General features: G+C 68.3%; 19 protein-coding genes. 13 read left to right on the top strand and 6 right to left on the bottom strand.

Annotation, left to right across the window (positions count from 1 at the left end):
- Positions 1-197: 197 nt before the first annotated feature.
- The 9 genes from NM961_RS04600 (at position 198) to NM961_RS04560 (ending at position 8,389) form a co-directional block, all read left to right on the top strand.
- Entirely contained in the window at positions 198-1,646 is a 1,449-nt protein-coding gene (locus NM961_RS04600) for a bifunctional 2-methylcitrate dehydratase/aconitate hydratase (protein ID WP_255911858.1), read from the top strand.
- 215 nt (positions 1,647-1,861) lie between these two features.
- The gene (locus tag NM961_RS04595) at positions 1,862-3,001 is read left to right on the top strand and encodes an OmpA family protein (RefSeq protein WP_255911856.1); all 1,140 of its coding nucleotides are present in this window, start codon (positions 1,862-1,864) and stop codon (positions 2,999-3,001) included.
- Between the two features lie 252 nt (positions 3,002-3,253).
- The gene (locus tag NM961_RS04590) at positions 3,254-3,679 is read left to right on the top strand and encodes a YjfI family protein (RefSeq protein WP_255911854.1); all 426 of its coding nucleotides are present in this window, start codon (positions 3,254-3,256) and stop codon (positions 3,677-3,679) included.
- 5 nt (positions 3,680-3,684) lie between these two features.
- Complete coding sequence (locus tag NM961_RS04585) at positions 3,685-4,440, top strand: PspA/IM30 family protein (RefSeq protein WP_255911849.1); 756 nt, start codon at positions 3,685-3,687, stop codon at positions 4,438-4,440.
- Between the two features lie 123 nt (positions 4,441-4,563).
- On the top strand, positions 4,564-5,595 hold the full coding sequence (locus NM961_RS04580; RefSeq protein WP_255911847.1) for a potassium channel family protein: 1,032 nt from the start codon (positions 4,564-4,566) through the stop codon (positions 5,593-5,595).
- Entirely contained in the window at positions 5,592-6,242 is a 651-nt protein-coding gene (locus NM961_RS04575) for a YjfK family protein (protein WP_255911845.1), read from the top strand. Before NM961_RS04580 ends, NM961_RS04575 begins: the two co-directional genes overlap by 4 nt.
- A 16-nt stretch (positions 6,243-6,258) precedes the next feature.
- Positions 6,259-6,669 carry a DUF350 domain-containing protein gene (locus NM961_RS04570; RefSeq protein WP_255911843.1) on the top strand — a complete coding sequence of 137 codons (411 nt, stop codon included), beginning with the start codon at positions 6,259-6,261 and terminating at the stop codon, positions 6,667-6,669.
- 10 nt (positions 6,670-6,679) lie between these two features.
- Positions 6,680-7,222 (top strand): DUF1190 domain-containing protein, encoded by a 543-nt coding sequence (locus NM961_RS04565; RefSeq protein ID WP_255911841.1) that lies wholly within the window; start codon positions 6,680-6,682, stop codon positions 7,220-7,222.
- A gap of 3 nt (positions 7,223-7,225) precedes the next feature.
- Positions 7,226-8,389, top strand: coding sequence for a glutathionylspermidine synthase family protein (locus tag NM961_RS04560; RefSeq protein WP_255911840.1), 1,164 nt, complete (start codon positions 7,226-7,228; stop codon positions 8,387-8,389).
- A gap of 96 nt (positions 8,390-8,485) precedes the next feature.
- On the opposite strand, the gene NM961_RS04555 is transcribed toward NM961_RS04560, so the two are convergent.
- From NM961_RS04555 to NM961_RS04545, 3 genes are all read right to left on the bottom strand, one after another.
- A complete protein-coding gene (locus NM961_RS04555; RefSeq protein ID WP_255911838.1) occupies positions 8,486-9,364 on the bottom strand; it encodes a hypothetical protein in 879 nt (292 codons plus the stop codon).
- A gap of 214 nt (positions 9,365-9,578) precedes the next feature.
- A complete protein-coding gene (locus tag NM961_RS04550; protein WP_255911836.1) occupies positions 9,579-11,636 on the bottom strand; it encodes a M13 family metallopeptidase in 2,058 nt (685 codons plus the stop codon).
- A 69-nt stretch (positions 11,637-11,705) separates the two neighbouring features.
- On the bottom strand, positions 11,706-13,748 hold the full coding sequence (locus NM961_RS04545; RefSeq protein ID WP_255911834.1) for a M13 family metallopeptidase: 2,043 nt from the start codon (positions 13,746-13,748) through the stop codon (positions 11,706-11,708).
- A 140-nt stretch (positions 13,749-13,888) separates the two neighbouring features.
- Between NM961_RS04545 and NM961_RS04540 the strand changes: the two genes are divergently transcribed.
- From NM961_RS04540 to NM961_RS04530, 3 genes are all read left to right on the top strand, one after another.
- Positions 13,889-15,268, top strand: coding sequence for an MBL fold metallo-hydrolase RNA specificity domain-containing protein (locus NM961_RS04540; protein ID WP_255911833.1), 1,380 nt, complete (start codon positions 13,889-13,891; stop codon positions 15,266-15,268).
- 71 nt (positions 15,269-15,339) lie between these two features.
- A complete protein-coding gene (locus tag NM961_RS04535; protein ID WP_255911831.1) occupies positions 15,340-16,086 on the top strand; it encodes a type 1 glutamine amidotransferase in 747 nt (248 codons plus the stop codon).
- Positions 16,087-16,192: 106 nt separating this feature from the next.
- Positions 16,193-17,797 carry a flavin monoamine oxidase family protein gene (locus tag NM961_RS04530; protein ID WP_255911823.1) on the top strand — a complete coding sequence of 535 codons (1,605 nt, stop codon included), beginning with the start codon at positions 16,193-16,195 and terminating at the stop codon, positions 17,795-17,797.
- A gap of 59 nt (positions 17,798-17,856) precedes the next feature.
- Here the strand turns inward: NM961_RS04530 and NM961_RS04525 are convergent, their stop codons facing one another.
- The 3 genes from NM961_RS04525 to NM961_RS04515 are packed head-to-tail and all read right to left on the bottom strand — an operon-like array spanning position 17,857 to position 21,921.
- Entirely contained in the window at positions 17,857-18,570 is a 714-nt protein-coding gene (locus NM961_RS04525) for a nucleotidyltransferase family protein (RefSeq protein ID WP_255911821.1), read from the bottom strand.
- Positions 18,567-19,574: an aminoglycoside phosphotransferase family protein gene (locus NM961_RS04520; protein ID WP_255911819.1), complete on the bottom strand. Its 1,008-nt coding sequence runs from the start codon at positions 19,572-19,574 to the stop codon at positions 18,567-18,569. The genes NM961_RS04525 and NM961_RS04520 overlap by 4 nt, the downstream gene beginning before the upstream one ends.
- Before the next feature lie 7 nt (positions 19,575-19,581).
- Positions 19,582-21,921, bottom strand: coding sequence for a winged helix-turn-helix domain-containing protein (locus NM961_RS04515; RefSeq protein ID WP_255911808.1), 2,340 nt, complete (start codon positions 21,919-21,921; stop codon positions 19,582-19,584).
- A 121-nt stretch (positions 21,922-22,042) separates the two neighbouring features.
- Here NM961_RS04515 and NM961_RS04510 point away from each other — a divergent pair, with 121 nt between their 5' ends.
- Entirely contained in the window at positions 22,043-23,386 is a 1,344-nt protein-coding gene (locus NM961_RS04510) for an NHL repeat-containing protein (RefSeq protein ID WP_255911800.1), read from the top strand.
- The last annotated feature ends 14 nt before the right edge of the window (positions 23,387-23,400 follow it).

Genomic DNA, 23,400 nt, shown 5'->3' with positions numbered 1-23,400 from the left:
CTGCGCGCGAGGAGCTACTCCCCTTCGATCCGCGAATAAGTAGCGGCTGGGCCGGCCCAGGTCAAGCGGCAAAACCCCGGCTTGACATGTTATTTGACACTTGAACCGGGCGCGGGGATCTGCTGCCGGGCTCGGGTTCCGGCGCCGGATCTGGCAGAATGCGCGCCCTTTCTCCCGCCCGCTTCCAAGGAACAGCCATGGCGCACTTCGATATCCGCTCGGCCAAGCGACCCGATCCCGACCAGCCCATGGTCGACATCGCCAATTACGTGGCCGACTACTCCGTCGACTCCAAGGAAGCCTACGACACCGCCCGTTACATGCTTATGGATTCGCTCGGCTGCGCCATGCTGGCGATGAAGTTTCCCGAGTGCGTCAAGCACCTGGGTCCGGTCGTGCCGGGCGCGAACATGACCGGCGGCACCCGTGTGCCGGGCACCAGCCATGAGCTGGATCCGGTCCAGGCCGCCTACAACATCGGCGTGCAGGTGCGCTGGCTGGACTTCAACGACACCTGGCTGGCCGCCGAATGGGGCCACCCCTCGGACAACCTCGGCGCCATCCTCGGCGTGGCCGACTGGCTCAGCCGCAAGAACGTGGCCGAAGGCAAGGCGCCGCTGACCATCCGCGACGTGCTCACCGCCGCGATCAAGGCGCACGAGATCCAGGGCTGCTACGCGCTGAAGAACTCGTTCAACCGCGTCGGCCTGGATCACGTGATCCTGGTGCGCCTGGCCTCCACCGCCGTCGCCACCCACATGCTCGGCGGCAGCAAGGAAGACATCGTCAACGCCGTCAGCCACAGCTGGATCGACAACGGCGTGCTGCGCACCTACCGCCACGCGCCCAACACCGGCCCGCGCAAGAGCTGGGCCGCCGGCGACGCCTGCCGCCGCGCCGTGACCCACGCGCTGAACGCGGTCAAGGGCTGCGTTGGCTATCCCTCGGCGCTGACGGCCAAGACCTGGGGCTTCTACGACGTCGCCTTCAAGGGCAAGCAGTTCGAGTTCGAGCGTCCGTTCGGCTCGTACGTGATGGAAAACGTGCTGTTCAAGATCAGCTTCCCGGCCGAATTCCACGCCCAGACCGCGGTGGAAGCCGCGCTCAAGCTGCATTCCGCCGTCGCCGGCAAGCTCGACCAGATCGAGCGCATCGAGCTGGAAACCCAGGAAGCCGGCGTGCGCATCATCGACAAGACCGGCCCGCTGGCCAATTACGCCGACCGCGACCACTGCCTGCAGTACATGGTCGCCGTGCCGCTGATCTTCGGCCGCCTGACCGCCGACGACTACAACGACAACGTCGCCGCCGATCCGCGCATCGACGCCCTGCGCGACAAGATGGTGGTCAAGGAAAACCCGGACTTCACCCGCGACTACTTCGATCCGGACAAGCGCTACATCGGCAACTCCGTGCAGGTGTTCTTCAAGGACGGCAGCTCCACGGACAAGGTTTCCATCGACTATCCCATCGGCCACCGCAAGCGCCGCGCCGAGGGCATTCCCGTGCTGCTGCAGAAGTTCGAGGATGCCATCGGCGGCCATCTCTCGCTGCGCCGCAGCAAGGCCATCCTGGAGCTGTGCCGCGACACCGCGCGCTTCGAGGCCACGCCCGTTCACGAATTCATGGCGCTGTTTGCGCAATAACTGCTTGAATTGTTAAGAGCGTACTGAGCAGATCGTGAACGAGTGAGGCGGGCGGTGGTTACAGGTGATTGATTTTGCTAGACTGCCGCCCGCCCTATGGAATGGGCCAAATGTTAAGCCACGCCATCAACACTTTTACTTGTTAAAGTGAACGAGCTTTGCGTCCGTACGGGGTGGAGTGGACGCGCGCGATAACACCAATGAGGAGACTCCGAATGAAACGTAATGGCTTGTTTGCCCTGATTGCCCTGGCACTGACCGGCTTCGGTACTGCCGCCCAGGCGCAGGACTACAGCAACTGGTACATCGTCCCGCGCGTCGGCGCTGTCATCCCCGACAGCGACCGCGAAACCGACACCTCCCTGTTCACCGGACTGGGCATCGGCTACTGGGCTTCCCCGAACCTCGCCGTCGACTTCGAAATCACCCACAACAATGCTGATTTCGAAAGCGATTCGATCCGCGACGGTCATGAGTTCGAAAACGTCGGCGTCGGCATCGCCGGCCGCTACTTCTTCGGCGACAGCGCCGCTTCCTGGCGTCCGTACCTGATGGGCGGCTTCGGCTTCCTGCGTCACGCCGCCATCTCCGGCAGCGAAATCGGCCCGTTCAAGAAGCACGGCTGGGATCCGATGGTCACCGTCGGCGGCGGCGTGCAGCACAGCTTCAGCGACCGTCTCGCCTTCCGCGGCGAACTCGCTGCCCGCTATGACCGCGACAACAACTCGCGCGCCTACTACAGCGCTTCCGACGACACCGGCTACTTCGACGCGATCGCCAGCGTCGGCCTGCTGGTCAGCTTCGGCGGCGAAGCCGCTCCGGCGACCGTCGAGAAGACCGTCACCCCGCCGCCGGCCAAGGCAGAAACCTCCTGCCGTGACCTGGACGACGACGGCGACGGCGTCAACAACTGCGACGACCGCTGCGCCTCGACCCCGGCCGGCACCCAGGTCGGCCCGGATGGCTGCCCGATCTCGGTCACCATCGACCTGCGCGGCGTGAACTTCAAGTTCGACCGTCCGAAGAAGGGTGAGACCAACATCAACCCGACCCTGCAGGAACCGACCGCCGACTCGATCGCGATCCTGGACCAGGCCGTCGACACCCTGCAGCGCAACCCGGCCGTCCGCGTGGAAGTCATCGGCCACACCGACTCGGTCGGTACCGACGAGTACAACCAGGGTCTGTCCGAGCGCCGCGCGCGCATCGTGTACGACTACCTGACCTCGCACGGTATCGATTCCAGCCGCCTGTCCGGCCCGACCGGCTACGGCGAATCGCGTCCGATCGACACCAACGACACCAAGGAAGGCCGTGCGCGCAACCGCCGCACCGAGCTGGAAGCGCAGAAGTAATCGCGCAGTCGTTGAAGCGGTAACCGAAAGCCCGGCGCAAGCCGGGCTTTCTTTTTGCGCGGCGCCTGCGGCATGACGTCGCAAGCGCCTCGGCCGCCGGCACTACCGGCGGTACTTGCACGGTCTGTTTACAGGCCTCAGATTACCGTCCGCGCCCGGCGCAAGCGGGGGCGGCTGTTCGCTCCTGCCGCTCCCGCACGTTGCCTTGGCAGCGTCCTTCATCACGATACAGCGCAGGAGGCTTGAAACGTCGTGAACACCCCCTGGACCACCGAATCCCTCTACGAGGCCTTGCGCTCCGATGCCAGCGCCGACCTCGAAGGTGTGGAACTCAATCTCGTCGGCGGCGTCGATCCCACCGTCAGCATCACCATGCACGAGCACGGCGACCTCGCCCTGCAGCTGGCCGTGTCCGGCGAGCAGATCTTCGTTTCCTCGCCGCTGTGCCTGGCCAGCCAGGTCAAGGACCGCAACGCCTTCAACGAAGCCTGTCTGCGCCTGAATCCGCTCAATCCGTTGTCCAACCTCGGCCTGCAGAGTGTCGGCGGCGAGGATCTGTACATCGTCTTCGGCGAACTCTCCAGCCGCTCGCCGCTGCCCGCCGTGGTCGAGGAAATCCACGTGCTGGCCGACAACACCCTGCAGGCCGCCGAGGCCTTCGCCGACCACCTGAAGTGAGCCCCATGGCCATCTGGACCAAGATCATCACCCTGTTCCGCGGCGCCGCCCACGAGGCCGGCACCGCCGTCGTCGACGCCAACGCCATGCGCATCCTGGACCAGGAAGTGCGCGATGCGCAGAACGCACTGCTGCGCGCCCGCGACGACCTCGCCAAGATCATGGCGCAGCGCAAGATCGCCAACGACAAGCTCAACGACAAGAAAGCCAAGCAGGTCGAATACAGCAACTACATCCGCGAAGCCCTGGCGCGCGACAACCGCGGCCTGGCCCAGGAAGTGGCGGCCAAGCTCGCCACGGTCGAAGCCGACATCGCCACCGAAGCCAAGATCATCGGCGAGTACGACAACAGCATCTCCAAGCTGCAGGCGTCCTCGCGCCAGGCCGAAACGGTGATCCAGCGCCTCAAGCAGCAGATCGACACGGTCAAGGCGACCGAAAGCGTGCAGCGTGCCCAGGCCGCCCTGGCTGCCCAGCATGCCGGCACCGGTGCCAAGCTCGGCACCGCGCTGGATTCGCTGGAGCGCATCAAGCAGCGCCAGACCGAACGCGCCGCGCAGCTGTCCGTGGCCGAGGAAATGGCCGCGCACACCGGCGAGGACGCCGACCTGCAGCGCCGCCTGGCCCAGGCCGGCATCGTGCCGGGCGAATCCTCGGCCGAGTCCATCCTGGCCCGCTTCGAGACGCCGGCGCCCAAAGCGCTGGGCCATGACAGTGTGCCGCAGCTGGACCACGTCGCCGCGGGCCAGAAGACCAGCTGAACCCTGCGCCCGCCGGCTGCGGCCGGCGGGTGTGCAGGGCGGCCGGTTGCAATGCAGCGAGTAGAATCCGCCACGGGGAAAGGGGGCGGTCGGGGAGGGCTTATGCCGGTATGGATTCGGCTGATGCGCGCGTTCCACCGCCATCTGGCCTTGATGAGCTGGGGCGTGCTGCTGGGCGTGGTGCTGCTGCACAGCCTGGTCAGCTGGGAACTGATGCAGCTGGCCGGCGAGGAAAAGCTGGTCGAGCCCACCGCCTGGTTCTACTACTACATCGTCACCGCGACCACGATCGGCTACGGCGATCTTTCGCCGCAGAGCGACCAGGGGCGCTGGGTCGCCATACTCTGGCTGCTGCCCGGCGGCGTCACCCTGTTCGCCATGTTCATAGGCAAGGCCACGACCGGACTGATCGACACCTGGAGGCGTAGGGCCATGGGCAAGCACAGCTACACCGCCATGGGCGGCCACACCGTCGTGGTGGGCTGGATGGGCCGCGACACCTTGCGCACCATAGACCTGCTGCGCCAGGACAGCTGCACCGACGACGAAGGCATAGTCCTGGTCGCCACCGAGGAAATGGAAAACCCGCGGCCGGAGGAGATCCGCTTCGTGCGGCTGGAATCCCTGGCCGATCCCAGCGCGTATGCGCGTGCCTCCGTCACCGCCGCGGCCCGCGTCATCGTCAATGCCGCCAGCGACGAGCAGACCCTCGCCGCCGCCTTCGCCGTGCTGGCCAACAAGCCGCGCGGCCATGTCGTCGTCACCTTCGACCGCAGCGACACCTGCGCCGTGCTCAAGGCGCACTATCCCCAGGTGGAATGCGTGCTGCCGCTGCATGTGGAAGTGATGGTGCGCGCGGCCCAGGACGCCGGCAGCGCGGCGGTCGCGGCGGAACTGCTGTCGGTCGCCGGCGGCGCGACCCAGTTCAGCCTGCGCGTGCCGTCGGAATGCGCCGGCCTCAACTACGGCAAGCTGTTCAACCTCTTCAAGCACGAGCTGGGCGTGACTCTGCTCGGCTATACCGCCGGGATCGGCGCGGAGCCGCGCCTCAACCCGCCCGACACTGACCGCGTCGCCGCCAACGCGACGCTCTATTACATTGCCGACCAGCGCGTCGATCCGGCGCGCGTGAAGTGGGGAGTCTGTACATCATGAGCTGGCTGGGAAAGCTGTTCGGATCCAAACCAGAGCAACCGGAACTCGCGCCGGCGGGGCCGCTGGGCCTGCGCCTGAAGGGCGCGGTCGGCGTGGAGAGCCTGCCGTTCCGCGTCGCCGGCGACCGCCTCGTGTTCGTCGCGCCGGAAGGCAACCAGCTGATCGAAGCCTGGGGCGAGGTCGAGCTGGGCGGCGGTTCGCGCCTGCACCGCTACTACCTGACCGACGACGCCTTCGTCCAGGTCAGCACCACCGCCGGACAGGTCGACGACGTCAAGCTGTTCGTGTTCCACGAGACGCGCAATCCGCCCAACCAGGCCGCCTTCAACGACTGGGTCAAGCGCGGTTCGCTGATCGGCGCGCCGCAGCTGGAACTGGGCGGGCAGCAGTACGACCGCGTCTGGGGCGACATGGGCACGCCGGGCTGGGCGCCGCCGGTGGTGTTCGATGAAAAGGTATACAACAAGGATTTCCGCGAGCCCGACTACGACCTGACGCACTATGCCATGCTGTACCAGCGCCAGGTGCCCGGGCTGGACCGCTATGAATACGTGCTGGTCAGCGCCGAGGACTACGGCCCCGACGAATACTGCATCACGTTCTCGGTCGGCGTGGACGTGAGCCAAGCCGACCTCACCATCACCTGAAGACAGGAGCAAAGCCATGGAATCGATCGCAAACTACCTCGGCGGCGTGCCGGCCTTTCTGTCCTACTTCGGCATAGGCATAGGCCTGGTGCTGGTGTTCTGCCTGGTCTATGTGCGCCTGACCCCGCACGCCGAATTCGCCCTGATCAAGGACAACAAGCCGGCCGCGGCGATCGCCTTCGGCGGCGCGCTGATCGGTTTCGCCCTGCCGCTGCATGCGGCCATCTCGCATGCGGTCAGCCTGTATGACTGCGTGCTGTGGGGCGCCGTCGCGCTGGTGGTGCAGCTGTTCGCCTTCTTCGCCGTGCGCGCGCTGATTCCCGACCTGCCCGGCCGCATTGCCCGCGACGAGCGCGCCGCCGGCATCTTCGCCGCCGCCGTGTCGATCACGGTCGGACTGCTCAACGCCGCCAGCATGAGCTACTGAGGTAAGCGCCATGAAACGATCTCCCACCGTACGACTGCTGCTGATGGGGGCCGCGCCGGTCCTGCTGACGGCCTGCGAGGCGCAGGAAGAGGCCGTGCTGTACAAGGACGTGGCCGAATGCGTCGCCGGCGCGCGCCTGACCCAGGACCAGTGCCAAGCCGCCTTCGATCACGCCAAGTCCGAGCACGAGCGCGTCGCGCCGCGCTACACCTCGCAGAGCGACTGCGAGACCGACTTCGGCGCGGCCAAGTGCCAGGCGGTCAACCAGGGCGCCGGCATCCAGTACATACCGCTGATGGCGGCCTACGCGCTGGGCTATTACGCCGGCCGGCCGAACTACTACCAGTCGCAGCCGCTGTACTACTCGCATACCACCTTCGGCAGCGGTGGCTACATCAACTCCGGCGGCCAGCCGGTCGCGCGCAGCACCGGCAACGCCACCGTCTCGCGCAGCGCGATGCAGGCGCCGACGCGCGCCGTGACCATGTCGCGTTCAGGCTTCGGTTCTTCCTCCAGCGCCCGCGGCGGCTGGGGCGGCTCTTCCGGCAGCTGACGCATGCGCAGAATCCTCACGCCGGAGCGCCCGGACTGGCGCGACACCGCGGCCAGGCTGGGCTTCCGCTTCCACACCATCGACGGCGAGCCGTACTGGGACGAAAGCGCCTGCTACGCCTTCACCCTGCAGCAGATCGAACAGGATCTGGAAGATCCCACCTTCGAGCTGCACCAGATGGCCATGGGCCTGGTCGAGGAGATCGTCAACAGCGAGGAACTGATGGACCGCCTCGCCGTGCCGGTGGACTACCGCGACTGGATCGCCGAATCCTGGCGCCGCGGCGAGCCGCACCTGTACGGCCGCATGGACCTGGCCTACGACGGCAACGGGCCGGCCAAGCTGTTTGAACTCAACTACGACACGCCGACATCGTTGTACGAAGCCGCGTTTTTTCAATGGGTGTGGCTGGAGGAACAGAAGCAGCGCGGCGTCATCGCCCAGAACGCCGACCAGTACAACCTGATCCAGGATCTGCTGGTCGAAACCTTCGCCACCATCGCGCCGGACCTGCCCAAGCCGCTGTATTTCTCCGCCATGCGCGAGTCGCAGGAGGACCAGGGCACCATCGCCTACCTGCGCGACTGCGCCGAGCAGGCCGGCATAGACACGCGCACCATCGCGATCGAAGACATCGGGCTTTCCACCGACAGCCGCTTCACGGATCTGGACGATTACGTGATCCCGGCGCTGTTCAAGCTGTATCCGCTGGAATTCCTCTTCGCCGACCGCTTCGGCCCGGCCCTGCCGCGCTCGGGCATACGCCTGATCGAGCCGCCGTGGAAAACCCTGCTCAGCAACAAGGGCATATTGCCGCTGCTGTGGCAGAAGCACGCCGGCCATCCCAACCTGCTGGAAGCGCATTTCGAGACCGGGACCAGCGGCGCGCTGGGGCCGGGCTGGGTGCGCAAGCCGCTGTACTCGCGCGAGGGCGCCAATGTCACGCTGATCCTGCCCGACGGCAGCCAGCACGTCGCCGCCGGTCCTTACGACGACGCGCCGTGGATACGCCAGGCCGTGCATCCGCTGCCGCGGTTCGACGGCAACTATGCGGTGATCGGCAGCTGGGTCGTGGCCGACCGCGCCGCCGGCATCGGCATACGCGAGGACACCACGCTGATCACGCGCGATACCTCGCGCTTCCTGCCGCACATCATCCTGGACTGATCGGTCCTGTATGAATGATTCGTCCTGGATGGATGCATCCAGGACCAAAGCCGGAACCGGCTGCGCCGTAGATGATGCACGGCGCGGCCGGCGGTTTCAGTCGCCGGCCGCGCCGGCCGGCCGGGTTGCGGCGGCATCGTCCGCTGCGGGCGCACCACCGTCGTCTTTTTTCTCCAGGAACCGGATGCGCGCGTCGCTCACCATCCAGATGGAGCGGTTGGTCGACGTCATCACGACCACCGGCTTGCCGATCATCTGGTTCAGCCACACGTGCAATTCCGTCGGCGCCGGATCCAGCAGGTGGCTGACGAAAAGCGCCGCTTCCTCGGCCTTGCGCGGCATGGCGCCGCGGTCGAAGGCAATGCAGGTGTTGGTGTATCTGCGCGACTGCGTGATGGTCATGCCGTCGCCGCTGACTTCCATGCGGTGCGCGCCGCCGAACGGAATCTGCTTCGCGTTCGTGGTCGACGGCAGCAGGAACACGCTCCAGCCCGGCCCGCCGCTGTCGCTGGGCAGCACCACCGTGTTGTAGCTGGGCGTGCAGGCTTCGTACCGGGACTGCAGCACGGTCTTGCGTGCCTGCAGGGCGTTCTGCTGCGAGGGGGCCAGCGACCTGGGCGGGTCGACGGCCTCGGGCTTGATGCGGCGGGCATCGCCGTCGGGCACGGTGATCTGGTAGAGGATCGCCGGTGCCTCGCCGTCACGGCCGCTGACGAAGCTGACCAGCACGGCGTCTTCGCGCGCCTCGGTCAGCCAGCCGCTGACGCGCTTGTCGTTGCGGTACTTGCGCTTGGCCAGCAGCGCATCCGTGGCCAGCGCGGCGGCGCGATCGTGACGGTAGATGCGCAGGCCCAGGGCTTCGGTGGCGCGCAGTTTTTCCGGATCGGCGTCGGTGCCGCCGGGCAGCAGCTGGGCCGCAGCCTGTCCGGCGGCCAGCAGCGCGGCGGCCGCGAAGGCGGCGGATCGGCTCTTCATCACGACACTCCCTGGGAACGGTGCGGCCGATTCTACGGACATGCTCCCTGCGCTTGTCGCGGAATCCGCGCCGGGCGATACGCGCCGCTGCCGCAACGGCAGCGCGATCGTACCGCCGCGAACGACCCGCCGATGCGGCAGGCCGCAGCAGCGGGCCTGAAAAAACAAAGGGCGCCCGGAAGCGCCCTTTGCCTGATGCTCCGCTGCGCGCGAATTACCAGATCTTCACCTGGCGCTCGCCGTCGCGCACCATCGCATCGCCGCTCTTGCAGCCGAAGGCCTGGGCGAAGGCCGGCATGTTGGACGGCGCGCCGATGGCGCGGAACTGCGCCGGCGCATGCGGATCCACATTGAGCCGGCGCTTGAGTTCGGCGTCGCGGAAGGCGCGGCGCCACACCTGGGCGAAGTTGAGGAAGAAGCGCTGGTCCGGCGTCAGGCCGTCGATCTTCTCGTCCGGGTTCTTGTTGTCGCGCGACTGCGCCAGCTTGAACGCATCGTAGGACATGTTCAGGCCGCCGAGGTCGGCGATGTTCTCGCCCAGGGTCAGCTTGCCCTTGACGTGCAGGCCGTCGATGGCGACGTAGTCGTCGAACTGCTGGATCAGCTTCGCCGCGCGGGCGTCGAATTTCTCGCGGTCTTCCTTGGTCCACCAGTCGGCCAGGTTGCCCTTGGCGTCGAACTTGCTGCCTTCGTCGTCGTAGCCGTGCAGGATTTCATGGCCGATCACCGCGCCGATGCCGCCGTAGTTGAGCGCGTCGTCGGCCTTGGGATCGAAGAACGGCGGCTGCAGGATGGCGGCCGGGAACACGATCTCATTCTGCAGCGGGTTGTAGTAGGCGTTCACCGTCTGCGGCGACATGCCCCATTCGCGGCGGTCCACCGGCTTGTTGATCTTGGCCATGGCCCAGTCGTGGTTGAACCTGGCCGCGGCGGCGACATTGCCGAAATAGTTGTCGCGGCTGACCTTCAGCCCGTCCCAGTTGCGCCACTCTTCCGGGTAGCCGATCTTGGGCGTGAACGAGGCCCACTTCTCCAGCGCCTTCTTCTTGGTTTCCTCGCCCATCCAGTCCAGCTTTTCCAGGCGCACCTTGGTCGCGCTGCGCAGGTTGTCGACCAGTTCCTGGGCGCGGCGCTTGGCTTCCGGCGGGAAGTTCCTTTCCACGTAGAGCTGGCCCAGGGCCATGCCCATGCTGTCCTCGACCGTCTCCATCACGCGCTTCCAGCGCGGCTTGTTCTGCTGCTGGCCGCGCAGGGTCTTGCCGTGGAAGCCGAAGTGGGCTTCGGCCAGCGCGTCGCTGAGATAGGGCGCGGCACCGTCGATGGTCTTGAAGCGCAGATAGGCCTGCCAGTCCGCGGCGGGCACGTCGCCGAGCATCTTGTCGACCTCGGCGAAGAACTTCGGCTGCGACAGCGAGAAGCCCTTGCTGTCGGACAGGTTCTGGCTGGCGAAGAACTTGTTCCAGCCCAGGTGCGGGTTCTGCTTCTGCGCCTGCTCCAGGGTGACGAAGTTGTACTGGTTCTCCGGCGAACGCAGTTCCACCGGCGCGAGCGAGGCGGTGGCCAGGCGCTTCTCGAAGGCGAACACGGTCTCGGCCTGCCTGGCCGCGGCGGCCTTGGGCGTGCCGGCCAGCTCCAGCGCCTGCGCGATGTAGGCGCGGTAGGCCTCGCGGATCTTCTTGTAGCTGCCGTCCTTGCCGTCTTCGAGGTAATACGCGCGCTCGGGCAGGCCCAGCCCGCCCTGGAAGGCGTAGGCGATTTCCATGGAGGAATTCTTGAAGTCCGCCTCGCCGGTGAACATGAAGAGCAGGCCCAGGCCCTGGGCGTGGCTGTCGTGGATCAGGCCGATGATCTCGTCCGGGCTGCTCAGGCTGTCGATGCGCTTGAGCCAGTCGCCGATCGGGGCCACGCCGGCCTTGTTCGCGGCGGCCACGTCCATGCCGCTGGTGTAGAACGCGCCGATCTTGCCTTCGATGGAGTCAGCGTCCAGCGAGGCGAGCTTCCTGGCCGCGTCCTCGGCGATTTCATGGGTGGCGTGGATCGAGGCTTCGTCCAGCTGCTCGAAGCTGCCCCAGGTCGAGCGGTCGGCCGGGATCGCGTTGTTCTTGAGCCAGGTCGCGTTGACGTAGCCGAACAGGTCGCTGCAGATCGGCTTCTGCGCATCGAACTGCTTGGTGTCCAGACCGCGGGTAAGTTCGACCTTCTCGGCCAGGACCGCGCCGCTGCAGGCCAGGCTCAGGGCCAGGACCAGGGGTTTGATGAAACGATGATTCATGAGCTGCCTCGTGTGACGCTGTTCCCGCCGCGGCGGATGCTGGGTTGAATACACGTATATTTTTTCGGATTACCAGATCACGGCGCGCCGGGCCGGATCCGCGACCATCGCGTCGCCGGCCTTGCAGGAAAACGCCGCGGCAAATTCGGGCAGGTTGGTCACCGGCCCCAGCACGCGCCACTTGGCCGGCGAATGCTCGTTGGACTGCACTTGCAGGCGCAGCGCAGCCGGGCGCTGCGCCGTGCGCCAGGCCTGCGCGAAGGCGAGGAAGAAGCGCTGCGCCGGCGTCTGGCCGTCCACGTCCGGCGCCGGCTTGCCGGCGCTGGCGAGCTGGAAGGCATCCCAGGACACCTGCAGCCCGCCCAGGTCGGCAATGTTCTCGCCCAGGGTCAGCTTGCCCTGGATATGCAGATCGTCCACCGCGACATAGCCATCGAACTGCTGCACCAGCTTGTCGGTGCGCGCCTCGAACTGCTTGCGGTCGGCCTCGCTCCACCAGTTGGTCAGGTTGCCCTTGGCGTCGAACTGGCTGCCCTGGTCGTCGAAACCGTGCAGCAGCTCGTGGCCGATGACCGAGCCTATGCCGCCGTAGTTGACCGCGGCGTCCATGGTCTCGTCGAAGTAGGGCGGCAGCAGCTGCGCGGCGGGGAAGACGATCTCGTTCTGCAGCGGGTTGTAGTAGGCGTTCACCGTCTGCGGCGTCATGGCCCATTCGGCGCGGTCCACCGGCTTGCCGATCTTGGCGTACTGGCGGCGCGCCTCGAAGGCGGTGGCCGCGTCGCGGTTGGCGTAGTAGCTGGCGCGGCTGATCTTCAGCGCGGAGTAGTCGCGCCACCGGTCCGGATAGCCGATCTTGCTCACCAGGGTGTCGAGCTTGGCATAGGCCGCCTGCTTGGTCGCCGCGTCCATCCAGTCCAGCTTTTCTATGCGCAGGCGCAGCGCTTTTTTCAGATTTTCCACAAGTTGCTCGGCGCCGGCCTTGGCCGCGGGCGGGAACACCTTGGCCACATAGACCTGGCCCACCGCCTCGCCGAGGGCATCGTTGGTGGCATCTATGGCGCGCTTCCAGCGCGGTTTCAGCACTTCCACGCCGCGCAGGGTCTTGTCGCGGAAGCCGAACTCGGCCTCGACGAAGGCTTTGGACAGGTGCGGCGCGGCACCGTCGGCCAGGTGGAAGCGCAGATAGGCCTGCCAGTGCGCGACCGGCACTTCAGCCAGGGCCTTGTCCATCGCGGCGAAGAAACCGGGCTGGGCCAGCGAGAAGCTGGTGATGTCGCCGCGGCCCAGCGCGGCGAAGTAGGTGCCCCAGGAGAAATGCGGCGTCTTCGCATCCGCCTCGGCCACGCTGTGCAGGTGGTAGTAGTTGTTCGGATCGCGCAGGGCCAGCGGGTCCAGCGAATCCTTGGCCAGGCGCGTCTCCAGTGCGAGCACCTGATCGGCATTGGCCTTGGCCGCGTCGTCGCCGAGCAGTGCCAGCAGGCTGGCGATGTAGTCGCGGTACTGCCCGCGCAGTGCCTTGGACTTGGCATCGTCGCGGAAGTAGTAGTCGCGGTCGGGCAGGCCCAGTCCGCCCTGGGTCGCATAGCCTATCGCCTGGCCGGCATTCTTCATGTCGGACTCGGGGCCGAACGCGAACAGGACCTGGTGGCCGCGGGCATGCCAGTCGCGCAGCAGGGCGGCGATGCCCGCGCTGTCCTTGAGCCCGGCGATCCGGGCCAGATCGGCCTGCAGCGGCGCGGCGCCGGCTTTTTCCACCGCCGCCTCGTCCATGGCCGCGGCGTAGAAGTCGCCGATCTTCTGCGTGCTGCTGCCGGCCGGCTCGGGCTTGGCCGCGGCCGCTTCCAGCACCTGGCGCAGCACGTCCTCGTTGCGCTGCTGGATCTCGTCGTCGAGGCTCCAGCGGCTGTATTCCGGCGGGATCGGATTGCTGGCCAGCCAGCCGCCATTGGCGTACTGGAAAAAGTCGCTGCAGGCGGCGGTCTTTTCATCCAGATTGCGCCGGTCCAGGCCCTTCTGGTTGGTATGGGCGGCGGCGGGCAGGGCAAGGACGGCGGCGACGGCCAGGGCGGCCAGGGCGGCCAGCCGCCGCGCGGGGAGGCGGCGCGGATTCATCGGGGACGGATCTCGGGTACTTTGACCGCGCAGCCTAGGCGCGGAGCCGCGCATCATACAGTGTCAAAGGTTTGGTGCCAGGGCCGCACGGCGGCGCACGGATCGGCATAATCGGGCGGTGTTCCGACCAGGAGTGCGGCATGCGAATCCAGTTCTGCGGCGCCAACGGCGAGGTCACCGGCTCCTCCCATCTGCTGGAGGCCGACGGCCGCCGCATCCTGCTCGACTGCGGCATGATCCAGGGCGACGAGGAAACCGAGCAGCGCAACGCCGATCCCTTCCCGTTCGATCCGGCAGCGCTGGACGCACTGGTGCTCAGCCATGCCCATATCGACCACGTGGGCCGCGTGCCGCTGCTGGTCAGCCGCGGCTTCCGCGGACCCATCTACGCTCAGGCGGCGACTGCCGAACTCAGCCGCATCATGCTGCTGGATTCGGCCTCCATCGCCGAAAGCGACACCCTGCGCGAGAACCGCCGCCGCGCCTCGCAGGGTCTGGCGCCGCTGCAGCCCCTGTACACCCGCGGCGATGCCGAGGCTGCGCTGCAGCGCCTGCGGCCGCTGCCATACGACGAAGAAGTGGAAATTTTCCCGGGCCTGCATCTGCGCCTGCGCGACGCCGGACATATCCTGGGTTCGGCCGCGGTGGAAATCTGGAACGCCGCCGGACGCAAGCTGGTGTTCTCCGGCGACATAGGTCCGCGCGGCACGCCCATCCTGCGCGACCCGGCGCCGGTGGACCGGGCCGACCTGGTGCTGATGGAATCCACCTACGGCGACCGCCTGCACCGCGCCCGCGCCGACACCATGGCCGAGCTGGGCGGAATCTTCGCCGCCGCGCGGCGCAGCGGCGGCAACGTGGTGATCCCCGCGTTCGCGGTCGGACGCAGCCAGGAACTGCTGTACTGGATGGCCGAGCACTTCGAGGACTGGCGCATCGGCGAGTTCGACATCTTTCTCGACAGCCCCATGGCCGGCAAGGTGCTCGACGTCTACGAACGCCACGAAGCCCTGTTCGACGCCGAGGCACGCGCGCTGTGGGCGCGGCGCAGCAACCCGCTGCGCCTGCCAAACCTGCGCGTGACCGAGAGCGCGGCCGAATCGCAGGAGATCAACCAGCGCGACGGCGGCTGCATCATCATCGCCGGTTCCGGCATGTGCAATGGCGGCCGCATACGCCATCACCTGCGCCACAACCTGGGCCGCGACAACGCCCATGTCGTCTTCGTCGGCTACCAGGCCCACGGCACGCTGGGGCGGCTGCTGGTCGACGGCGCGCGCCGGGTCAAGCTGTTCGGCGATGCCATCGAGGTGCGCGCGCAGCGGCATACCGTGGGCGGGCTGTCGGCGCATGCGGACCAGGCCGGCCTGCTGGAATGGTATGGGCATATCGCCGGCCGGGCGCCGGTGTATCTGGTGCACGGCGAGGATCCGGCGCGCACTGCGCTGGCGCAGGAACTGGAGCGCCGCTACAGCTGCCGCGCGGTGCTGAGCCGGCCCGGCATGCAGGTAACGGTATAGCCGCTGGACATATGCGCTCCCGCAGCTGCGCCGCTGGTTTACAGTGGCGCGGTCTTCCGCGTTGTTGAACCATGTCCCGACTTCTCGTTTTCCAGCACGTCGCAGCCGAGCCGCTGGGCAGCCTGGATCGTCTGATCCGCCGCCGCGGCCATCGCATCAAGTTCGTCAACTTCGAGCGCAATCCCGAAGCCCAGCCGCAGCTGGACCGCTACCGCGGCCTGATCGTGCTGGGCGGCCCCATGAATGTGGAAGACCACGCCCACCGCGCCCATCTGCTCACCGAGTTGCGCGCGATCGAGACCGCGCTGAAACAGGACAAGCCGGTACTGGGCATCTGCCTGGGGGCGCAGCTGCTGGCGCATGTGCTGGGCGCGCCGGTGCGGCGCCAGCGCGAGGCCGAGATCGGCTGGTACCAGGTCGACACCACCGACGCCGGCCAGGCCGATCCGGTGCTGGCGCCGCTGGGCGCCGGCGCGCTGCTGTTCCAGTGGCATAACTATACTTTTGAAATTCCGCGCGAGGCGCAGCACCTCGCCGCCAGCGGCACCTGTCCCAACCAGGCCTTCCGCTACGGCCGCGGCGCCTACGGCTTCCAGTTCCACCTCGAAGCCAATCAGCCGCTGATCGAGCGCTGGCTGTCCACGCCGGCCTACCGCGAGGAACTGCGCAGCGCCGGCCTGGGCCAGGACGAAGCCGCGATCCGCACCCGCACCCTGGCCGAAGTCGCCGCGATGGAACAGCGCGCCGAAGCCGTGTTCGGCGAATTCCTGGACCTGATCGGCCGCCCCATGCGGCGCATCACGCTGGGTTCGCGCTGACCGCCGGACCGCCTCCGTCTAAAAGCCCTGCGCTGCCGCATCCCGAACCTCGAATCCCAGCCCTCCGCTGGTATACATTGACCCTTCCGCCAAGGGGAGGCCACCCATGACCCGTACACCGCTCGCACGGCTGCTGCAGCGTGCCTACGTTCTCGCCCGCCATTCCGCCGCCAGCGGCGAACCGCTGCTGGAAACCCTGCATCGCGCCGATGCCGCGCGGGCCGCGCGGCGCCGCTTCCTGCAGCAGGGCGCGGCTGCCGCCGGCGCCCTGGCCCTGTCGGCCTGCGCGCGCGTGGCGCCGCGGCCGGAAGGCGCGCCGGTGGTGATCGTCGGCGCCGGCATCGCCGGTCTGGCCGCCGCCTGGAAACTGCGTCAGGCCAAGGTGCCGGTGAAGCTGTACGAGGCGCAGAACCGCATAGGCGGGCGCATGCTGAGCCTGCGCGGCCATTTCGCCGACGACCAGGTCTGCGAACTGGGCGGGGAACTGATCGACAGCGGCCACGAACGCATGCACCGGCTGGCGCGCGATCTCGGCCTGATCCTGGACGACCTGGTCGGCACCGAATCGCCGCAGGTGGCCGACAGCTGGTATTTCGGCGGCGCGCCGCGCAGCGAGCACGAGATCCTGCAGGCCTTCGCCCCGGTGGCCGCGGCCATCGCCCGCGACCAGGCCGTGATCGGCGACGGCGACATAGGCGCCGGCAGTTCTCCCGAAGTCCTGGCGCTGGACCGCCTGCCGCTGGCGCAGTGGTTCGAGCGCAACGGCGTGGACGGCTGGCTGCGCGAGCTGCTGGACGTGGCCTATACCACCGAGATGGGCCTGGAATGCGCCGAGCAGTCGGCATTGAACCTGCTTACCTTCATCGAACCGGACACGCAGAAATTCCGCCTGTTCGGCGAGAGCGACGAGCGCTATCACGTACAGGGCGGCAACGACCGCATCACCACGGCCCTGGGCGAAAAAGTGCAGGATGCGATCGAGACCGGCTGCGTGCTCGAAGCCCTGGGCCGCTCGGCCGGCGGCCGCTACCAGCTGTCCTTCCGCCGCGGCAGCGCCAGCTTCGCGGTGCAGGCCGACGACGTCATCCTGGCCCTGCCGTTCACCACCTTGCGCCAGGTGCGCCTGGACCTGGACCTGCCCGCACCGCAGCGCCAGGCCATACAGCGCCTGCGCTACGGCACCAATGCAAAACTGATGATCGGCTTTGCGTCGCGCGTCTGGCGCGAACGCCACCGCGGCAACGGCAGCCTGATGTGCGACCTGGGCCTGCAGACCACCTGGGAAACCAGCCGCGCCCAGGCCGGCGCCGCCGGCATACTGACCAACTTCACCGGCGGCCGCCACGGCGTGGCGCTGGGCGAGGGCACGCCGCGCGACCAGGCGGATAAGGCCGTGGCCCAGCTGGAACACGTATTCCCCGGCATCGCCGCCAGCCGCGGCAATGCGCGCGAAGCGCGCTTCCACTGGCCCAGCCATCCCTGGACCCAGGGCAGCTATGCCTGCTTCGGTCCGGGCGACTGGACGTCGATCCGCGAGCACATCGCAACCACAAGTGGAAACCTTTACTTTGCGGGCGAGCACTGCTCGCCGGACAACCAGGGTTTCATGGAAGGGGGTTGCGAATCCGGTGAAGTGGCCGCGGATGCGCTGCTGGCCCGCCGCGGACTGGCACTGGCGCCGTTGCGGCGGCGGCTGGCTGGCGTAGCCTGAGCGGTGCAGCGCTCTGGCGCGGAGTCCTGCGGCGGAAGTTGGTGTAGCTCGGGTGCCGCTCAGGCCGCGCCGCTCAGCTCCGCATCCAGCTCTGCGAGCCGCTGCGGCGTACCCACGTCGGTCCAGCGGCCCCGGTGCAGCAGGCCGGCGGCGCGGCCGGCGCGCGCGGCGGCGTAGAGCAGCGGGGCGAGCTTGAAGCAGGGCGGATTCTGCCGCGCGCCGGGTTCGTCGCCGATGATGCTGCGCCAGCCCTGCAGCAGTTCCGGGCGGTACAGGCCGATACCGGCGAAGGTCAGCCGCGGCGCGCCGGTGGCGATGGATTCGTCCAGCAGGCGTCCGTCGCGCAGGTGGAAATCGCCGCGCGGGTGGTGCGCCGGGTTGGCGACCAGGGCCAGCGCGGCCAGGTCGCCGGCGTCGAGTTTCAATGTGGATAAATCCATATCGCAGTAGACGTCGCCGTTCACCGCGAGGAAGGGAGCGGCGCCCAGCAGCGGCAGTGCCAGCAGCAGGCCGCCGCCGGTCTCCAGCGGCTCGGTGCCTTCGGCGCTGTAATGCAGGCGCAGACCGCCGCGCCGTTCGCCCAGTACGGCGGGGAACTGCTCGGCCAGCCAGGACGTATTGATGACGACTTCGTCCACGCCGGCTGCGGCCAGGCGCTGCAGCTGCCAGTCGATCAGGCGCCGCCCGCCGGCGCTCAGCAGCGGCTTGGGCGTGTGCGCGGTCAGCGGCTGCATGCGCGTGCCCTTGCCGGCGGCGAAGATCAGCGCCTTCATGCGGGCAGCTCGCCGCGCGGGTTGCGCAGGTCCGCATCGCGGGTGAGCCGGCGCAGCAGGGCGGCGAAGTCGGCCAGTTCCGTGTAGGCCTCGGCCACGTCCAGGGCGTAGCGCAGCACCAGCGGCAGGTCGTAGAGGTATTGCGGCTTGCCGTCGCGGTAGCACAGGCGGCAGAACAGGCCCAGCACCTTGATATGGCGCTGCAGGCCGGTGAAATCGAACCAGCGCCGGAACTGCGCCGCATCGGCCTGGATCAGCCCGGCCGCGGCCAGGCGGCGGCGGTAGTCCTCGGCCCAGGCGGTCACGCGCGAGGCCGGCCATTCGATGTAGCAGTCGCGCAGCAGCGAGACCAGGTCATAGGTGACGGGCCCGTACAGCGCGCCCTGGAAGTCGATGATGCCGGGCGGGCGCTGTGCCGTGATCATCAGGTTGCGGCTGTGGAAGTCGCGGTGCATGAAACAGTGCGGCTGCGCCGTCACCGTATCCACGATGCGGCGGAAAGCCAGTTCCAGCACATCCAGCTCATCGCAGGCGAGCGTGCGGCCCAGGTGCCGGCGCAGCAGCCATTCCGGCATGTATTCCAGCTCCATCACCAGGAAGGCTTCGTCGTAGCGTTTCAGGTCGTCGCCGCGCACCTGGGTCTGCATCGTGAACAGGGCGTCCAGCGCGCCGCCGTAGAGCGCGTCGGCGCTGTCGGAATCCAGTTCCGGCAGATAGGTGCGCACGCCCAGGTCTTCCAGCAGCAGCAGGCCCTGGGCGACATCGGCGGCGTGGACCGCCGGCACATGCAGGCCAGCCGCCGCCAGGCGCGCGCCCATGTCCAGCCAGGGTTGCACCGGATCCTGCGGCGAATCCATCACCACCAGGCTGTCGGCGCCGCGCTGCACGCGCCAGTAGCTGCGGAAGCTGGCGTCGGCCGAGGCCGGGCGCAGGCTGGCGGGATCGGCGCCCTGGGCGCTGACGAAGGCGTGCAGCGCGGCGGCGCGGGAAGTCGGTGTGTTCATGGCGGTATCAGCGCGCGGCGGCGCCGTCGGTCAGGGAACGGGCTTCGCCCAGATAGAGGTCGATGGCGACGCGGTCATTGCGCGAATACGCCAGCCAGCGGCCGTCCGGGCTGAAGGCCAGGGCCGGGGCGACGGTGGTCGGCGCGTCGTCGAGCAAGGTGTCGCTGTGATCGTTGTCGAGGTCGTAGTTGTACAGGCGGCGCTTGCCGTCGGTGCCCTGGACGACGAAGGCCAGACGGCCCTCGTGCAGCGCGGTGTAGGTGTTCTCCGGTGCGATGCCGACACCGGCCAGCGGCTGGTTGAGGATCACGCGGCAGTTGTCGGCCTCCAGGCCGCAGACGCGCAGGCCGCTTTCGTTGGCGACATCGACGACCAGGTACTGCCGGTCAAGTGTGAAGTTTTCCACATTGGCATCCAGCAGCAGGCGCGGCGCGCTGCCGTCGGCGCCGGCGCGCCAGAGCTGGTTGCGTCCGTCGCGCGGACGCAGGAAGTAAATGTGGCGGCCGTCGGCGCTGTACTGGCCGTAGCGCGCGTCCTCGCCCAGACCGCTGATCGGCGTGGCCTGGCGCGCGGCCAGATCGTAGCGGTACAGCGCACTGTTTTCGCTGCCGCAGGCATAGGGCAGGCATTCGGTCGCCGTGCTCTGGTTGAGGATGGCGGTGACCAGCAGATGGCGGCTGTCCGGATCCCAGCTCGGCCGCACCCAGCGCTGGGCCGGGTCCAGCGCCAGCCGCTCCACGCCGCTGCCGTCGGGACTGGCCAGGTACAGCGATTCCAGCCCGTCGCGGTTGGAGCCGAAGGCGAGATAGCGGCCGTCCGGCGAGAACGCGGGCTGGTTGTTGTAGCGCTGGGACTGGGTGATGGCGACGGGCTTGGCCCCGGCGTCGCGCAGGTCGGCGCGCCAGATATTGGCCTGGTAGTCGGCGATCTCGAACAGCAGGCCGCCATCGGCGGCGACATCGGGATAGCGCGCGCCGCGCGCGCCGAGGAATTCCAGCGCGCCGGTGGCCGCGTCGGCGCGGTACAGGGCGCGGTAGCCGAACAGGTCGCCGGCCAGGATCACGCCGGTGTCGCCAGGCAGCCAGGCCGCGCCGTAGAGCAGGCCGCCGCTGTCCACCAGCAGGCGCGCCCGCGCCGGTTCCGCCAGCGGTAGCAGCCACAGGCGCTGATGGCTGTGCTGGCCGCGGGTAAAGACCAGCTGACTGCCGTCGCCCGAGAAGCGCGGGTTGTGGTCGGCCAGGGCCTGTTCGCCCGGGTCGGTCAGCATGCTGACCACGCCGCTGCGGCGGTCCAGGCTGGCCAGGCCGCTGCGGCCGTTTTCCAGTGCCTGGGCGAACACGATCTGGCGGCCGTCCGGCGAGGCGTCGATGCGGCTGGTCGCCGGCGGCGGCGCGCAGCCGCCGATGCGGCGCGACTGGCGATCGATCAGCTTCTGCTCGCGCAGCTCGCAGGCATTGGCCTGGTAGCGCGCGAACACCACGGCCGTGTCGCCATCGACGAAGACCGGCGCCATGTCCCAGTCCGTGCCTTCGCTGAGCGCACGGCGTGACTGGCCATCGCGCGAGGCGATCCAGATATGCGCCGCGTTGTGCTCCGCATCGGACACCGACCAGGCCACCCAGCGGCCGTCGCGGGAGAAGCGCGCGCTCTGGTCGAAGCCCGGCTCGGTCGAGAACGGCCGGGCGCGGTCGACCCGGCCGCGCAGTTCGGCCGCGTGCTGCTGCGCGCCGGGCGGCTGGGGCAGGGTCAGGGCGAGCAGGGCGACCAGGGCGACCACCGCGATGCCGACGATCACGCTGCTGGCGAAGGTGCGCCGCTGCTGGCGCGGGTCGGGCCGCGGCAGGCCGCTGGCGTCCAGCGGGACGGACAGGGCGCGGCCGGCCGGCGTGGTTGCGGCGGCGGCTGTGCCGGCAGCGGTGTCGGTGGTCGCGTGCGCCTCGGCGCCCGCGGCTGCTGTCGGCAGAGTGGGCGCCGCCGCGGCCGGCGGCGCGGCTTCCTCCCGCTGCGGCGCCGCGATCAGGCGATAGCCCAGCTTGGGCACGGTCTCGATATAGCGCGCTGCGCGCGGGTCGTCGCCCAGCAGCTGGCGCAGCTCGGCGATGGCGCGCGACAGCGCCTCGTCGTTGACGTAGCGGCCTTCCCAGACTTCCTCCAGCAGCTGCTCGCGCCGCAGCACGGTGCCGGGCTCGCGCGCCAGGCGCAGCAGCAGCTGCATCTGGCGCGGTTGCAGGCGTACCCGCCCGGCCGCGCCCAGCAGCTCGTGGCCGGCCGCATCGACCACCCATTCGCCCAGGCGGAAACGTGCGGCCTGGCGGGTGCCGGCCCCGGGTGAGCTGGCGCTGTTCATGCGCAAGTGACTGATGTGCAAGGACCGGGATTTTGCGCAGACACGGCGAAGGACTTGCGCAGGCGCAGCCGTGGCCTTGCCGCCGAGGCTGCGCACCCATGTAGACGCAAGGAGTTTCCCCATGAGCGGCAAATGCGGTTGGCGGGTGCGCTGGGCGGTCCTGGTATCACTACTGTTCTTCTCCGTGTTCGGCGCCCAGGCGCAGGAGTGCGATTCGCGCCTGTTGGTCAGCGGCTACGAAAGCAACGTACATGTCTATGATGCCTGCAGCGGCACCTTCCTGCGCATCCTGGACGCCGACAGGCGCCTGCTGGGCCCGCAGGCGGCCAAGATCGGGCCGGACGGCCGGCTCTGGGTGGTCAGCGAGGGCATGGACAGGATCCTGCGCTACAACGCGGAAACCCTGGACTACATCGACACCTTCGCCGTCCTGCCACCCGGCTGGAACGTGACCGGCATCGCTTTCGGCCTGGGGCGCGACGAGGTCTATTTCTCCAGCTACAAGCGCAACGTGCTGCGACGCTACGCCATCTCCACCGGCGAGGCCAAGGGCGATATCGCGCTGCGCGGTGTGGCCGGGCCGGACAACGGCCTGATGACCGGCCCCGACGGCCTGATCTACATCCCCGGCTACGACAGCAACAACGTCGGCGTCTACATTCCCGGCAGCGGGGAGGTGGTGCCCTATATCGGCGTCGGCGCCAACGGTCTGCGCAATACCCGCGGCCTGCTGGTCTCGCCCGACAGCGAGAAGATCTATGTGACCGGCGAAGGCTCCGGCCAGGTGCTGCGTTTCAACTTCCCCACCGGCGCCTTCGACAAGGTCATACGCACCGGCCTGAACCGGCCCACCGGATTGGCCTGGGGCGTGGACGGCAGCCTGCTGGTGGCCAGCCGCGCCGGCGTGCTCAAGCTGGATCCGGAAAGCGGCGCTGACCGCGGCATCCTGGTCGGGGCCGGCTCCGGCGGCTTGGCCGGGCCCACCTATGCCGCCGTCATACCGGTCCGCACCGAAACCCCGGTGCCGAACGGCGACCGCATCGGCTCGCAGTACTGGCTGACCGCGGTCGGCCGCCTCAACGGCAACAGCGCCGAGCTGGAAGCGCATACCGCCCTGGGCGCCGCGTTCGGCCCGGCCTTCGATCCCGGCCAGATCCGCAAGCCGCGCTGGGGCAGCCTGCGCCTGACCTTCACCAGCTGTACCGAGGCCCAGCTCAGCTGGAATTCCACCGGCGAGAACACGGCCAACTTCGGCAACGGCGGCTATCGCCTGGAACGCATCATCAACAACCCGCTGGTGGCCGAATGCCAGCGCACCGGCATGGCGGCGGCGCCGAACACGAGTTGGCTGTCCGGCACCTGGTACGGCGGACCGACCCGTGACGGCGAGGGCTTCATGCTCGACAGCGATGGCAACGGGCTGATTTTCCTGACCTGGTTCACCTATCGCCCGGCCGGCACCTGAGCCGGCGGCGCCTG

It is taken from the genome of Tahibacter harae (assembly GCF_024437735.1).
Taxonomy (GTDB): Bacteria; Pseudomonadota; Gammaproteobacteria; order Xanthomonadales; family Rhodanobacteraceae; genus Tahibacter; species Tahibacter harae.
Note: the sequence above shows the minus strand (reverse complement) of the source record. Positions and strands in the feature narration are given on the sequence as shown.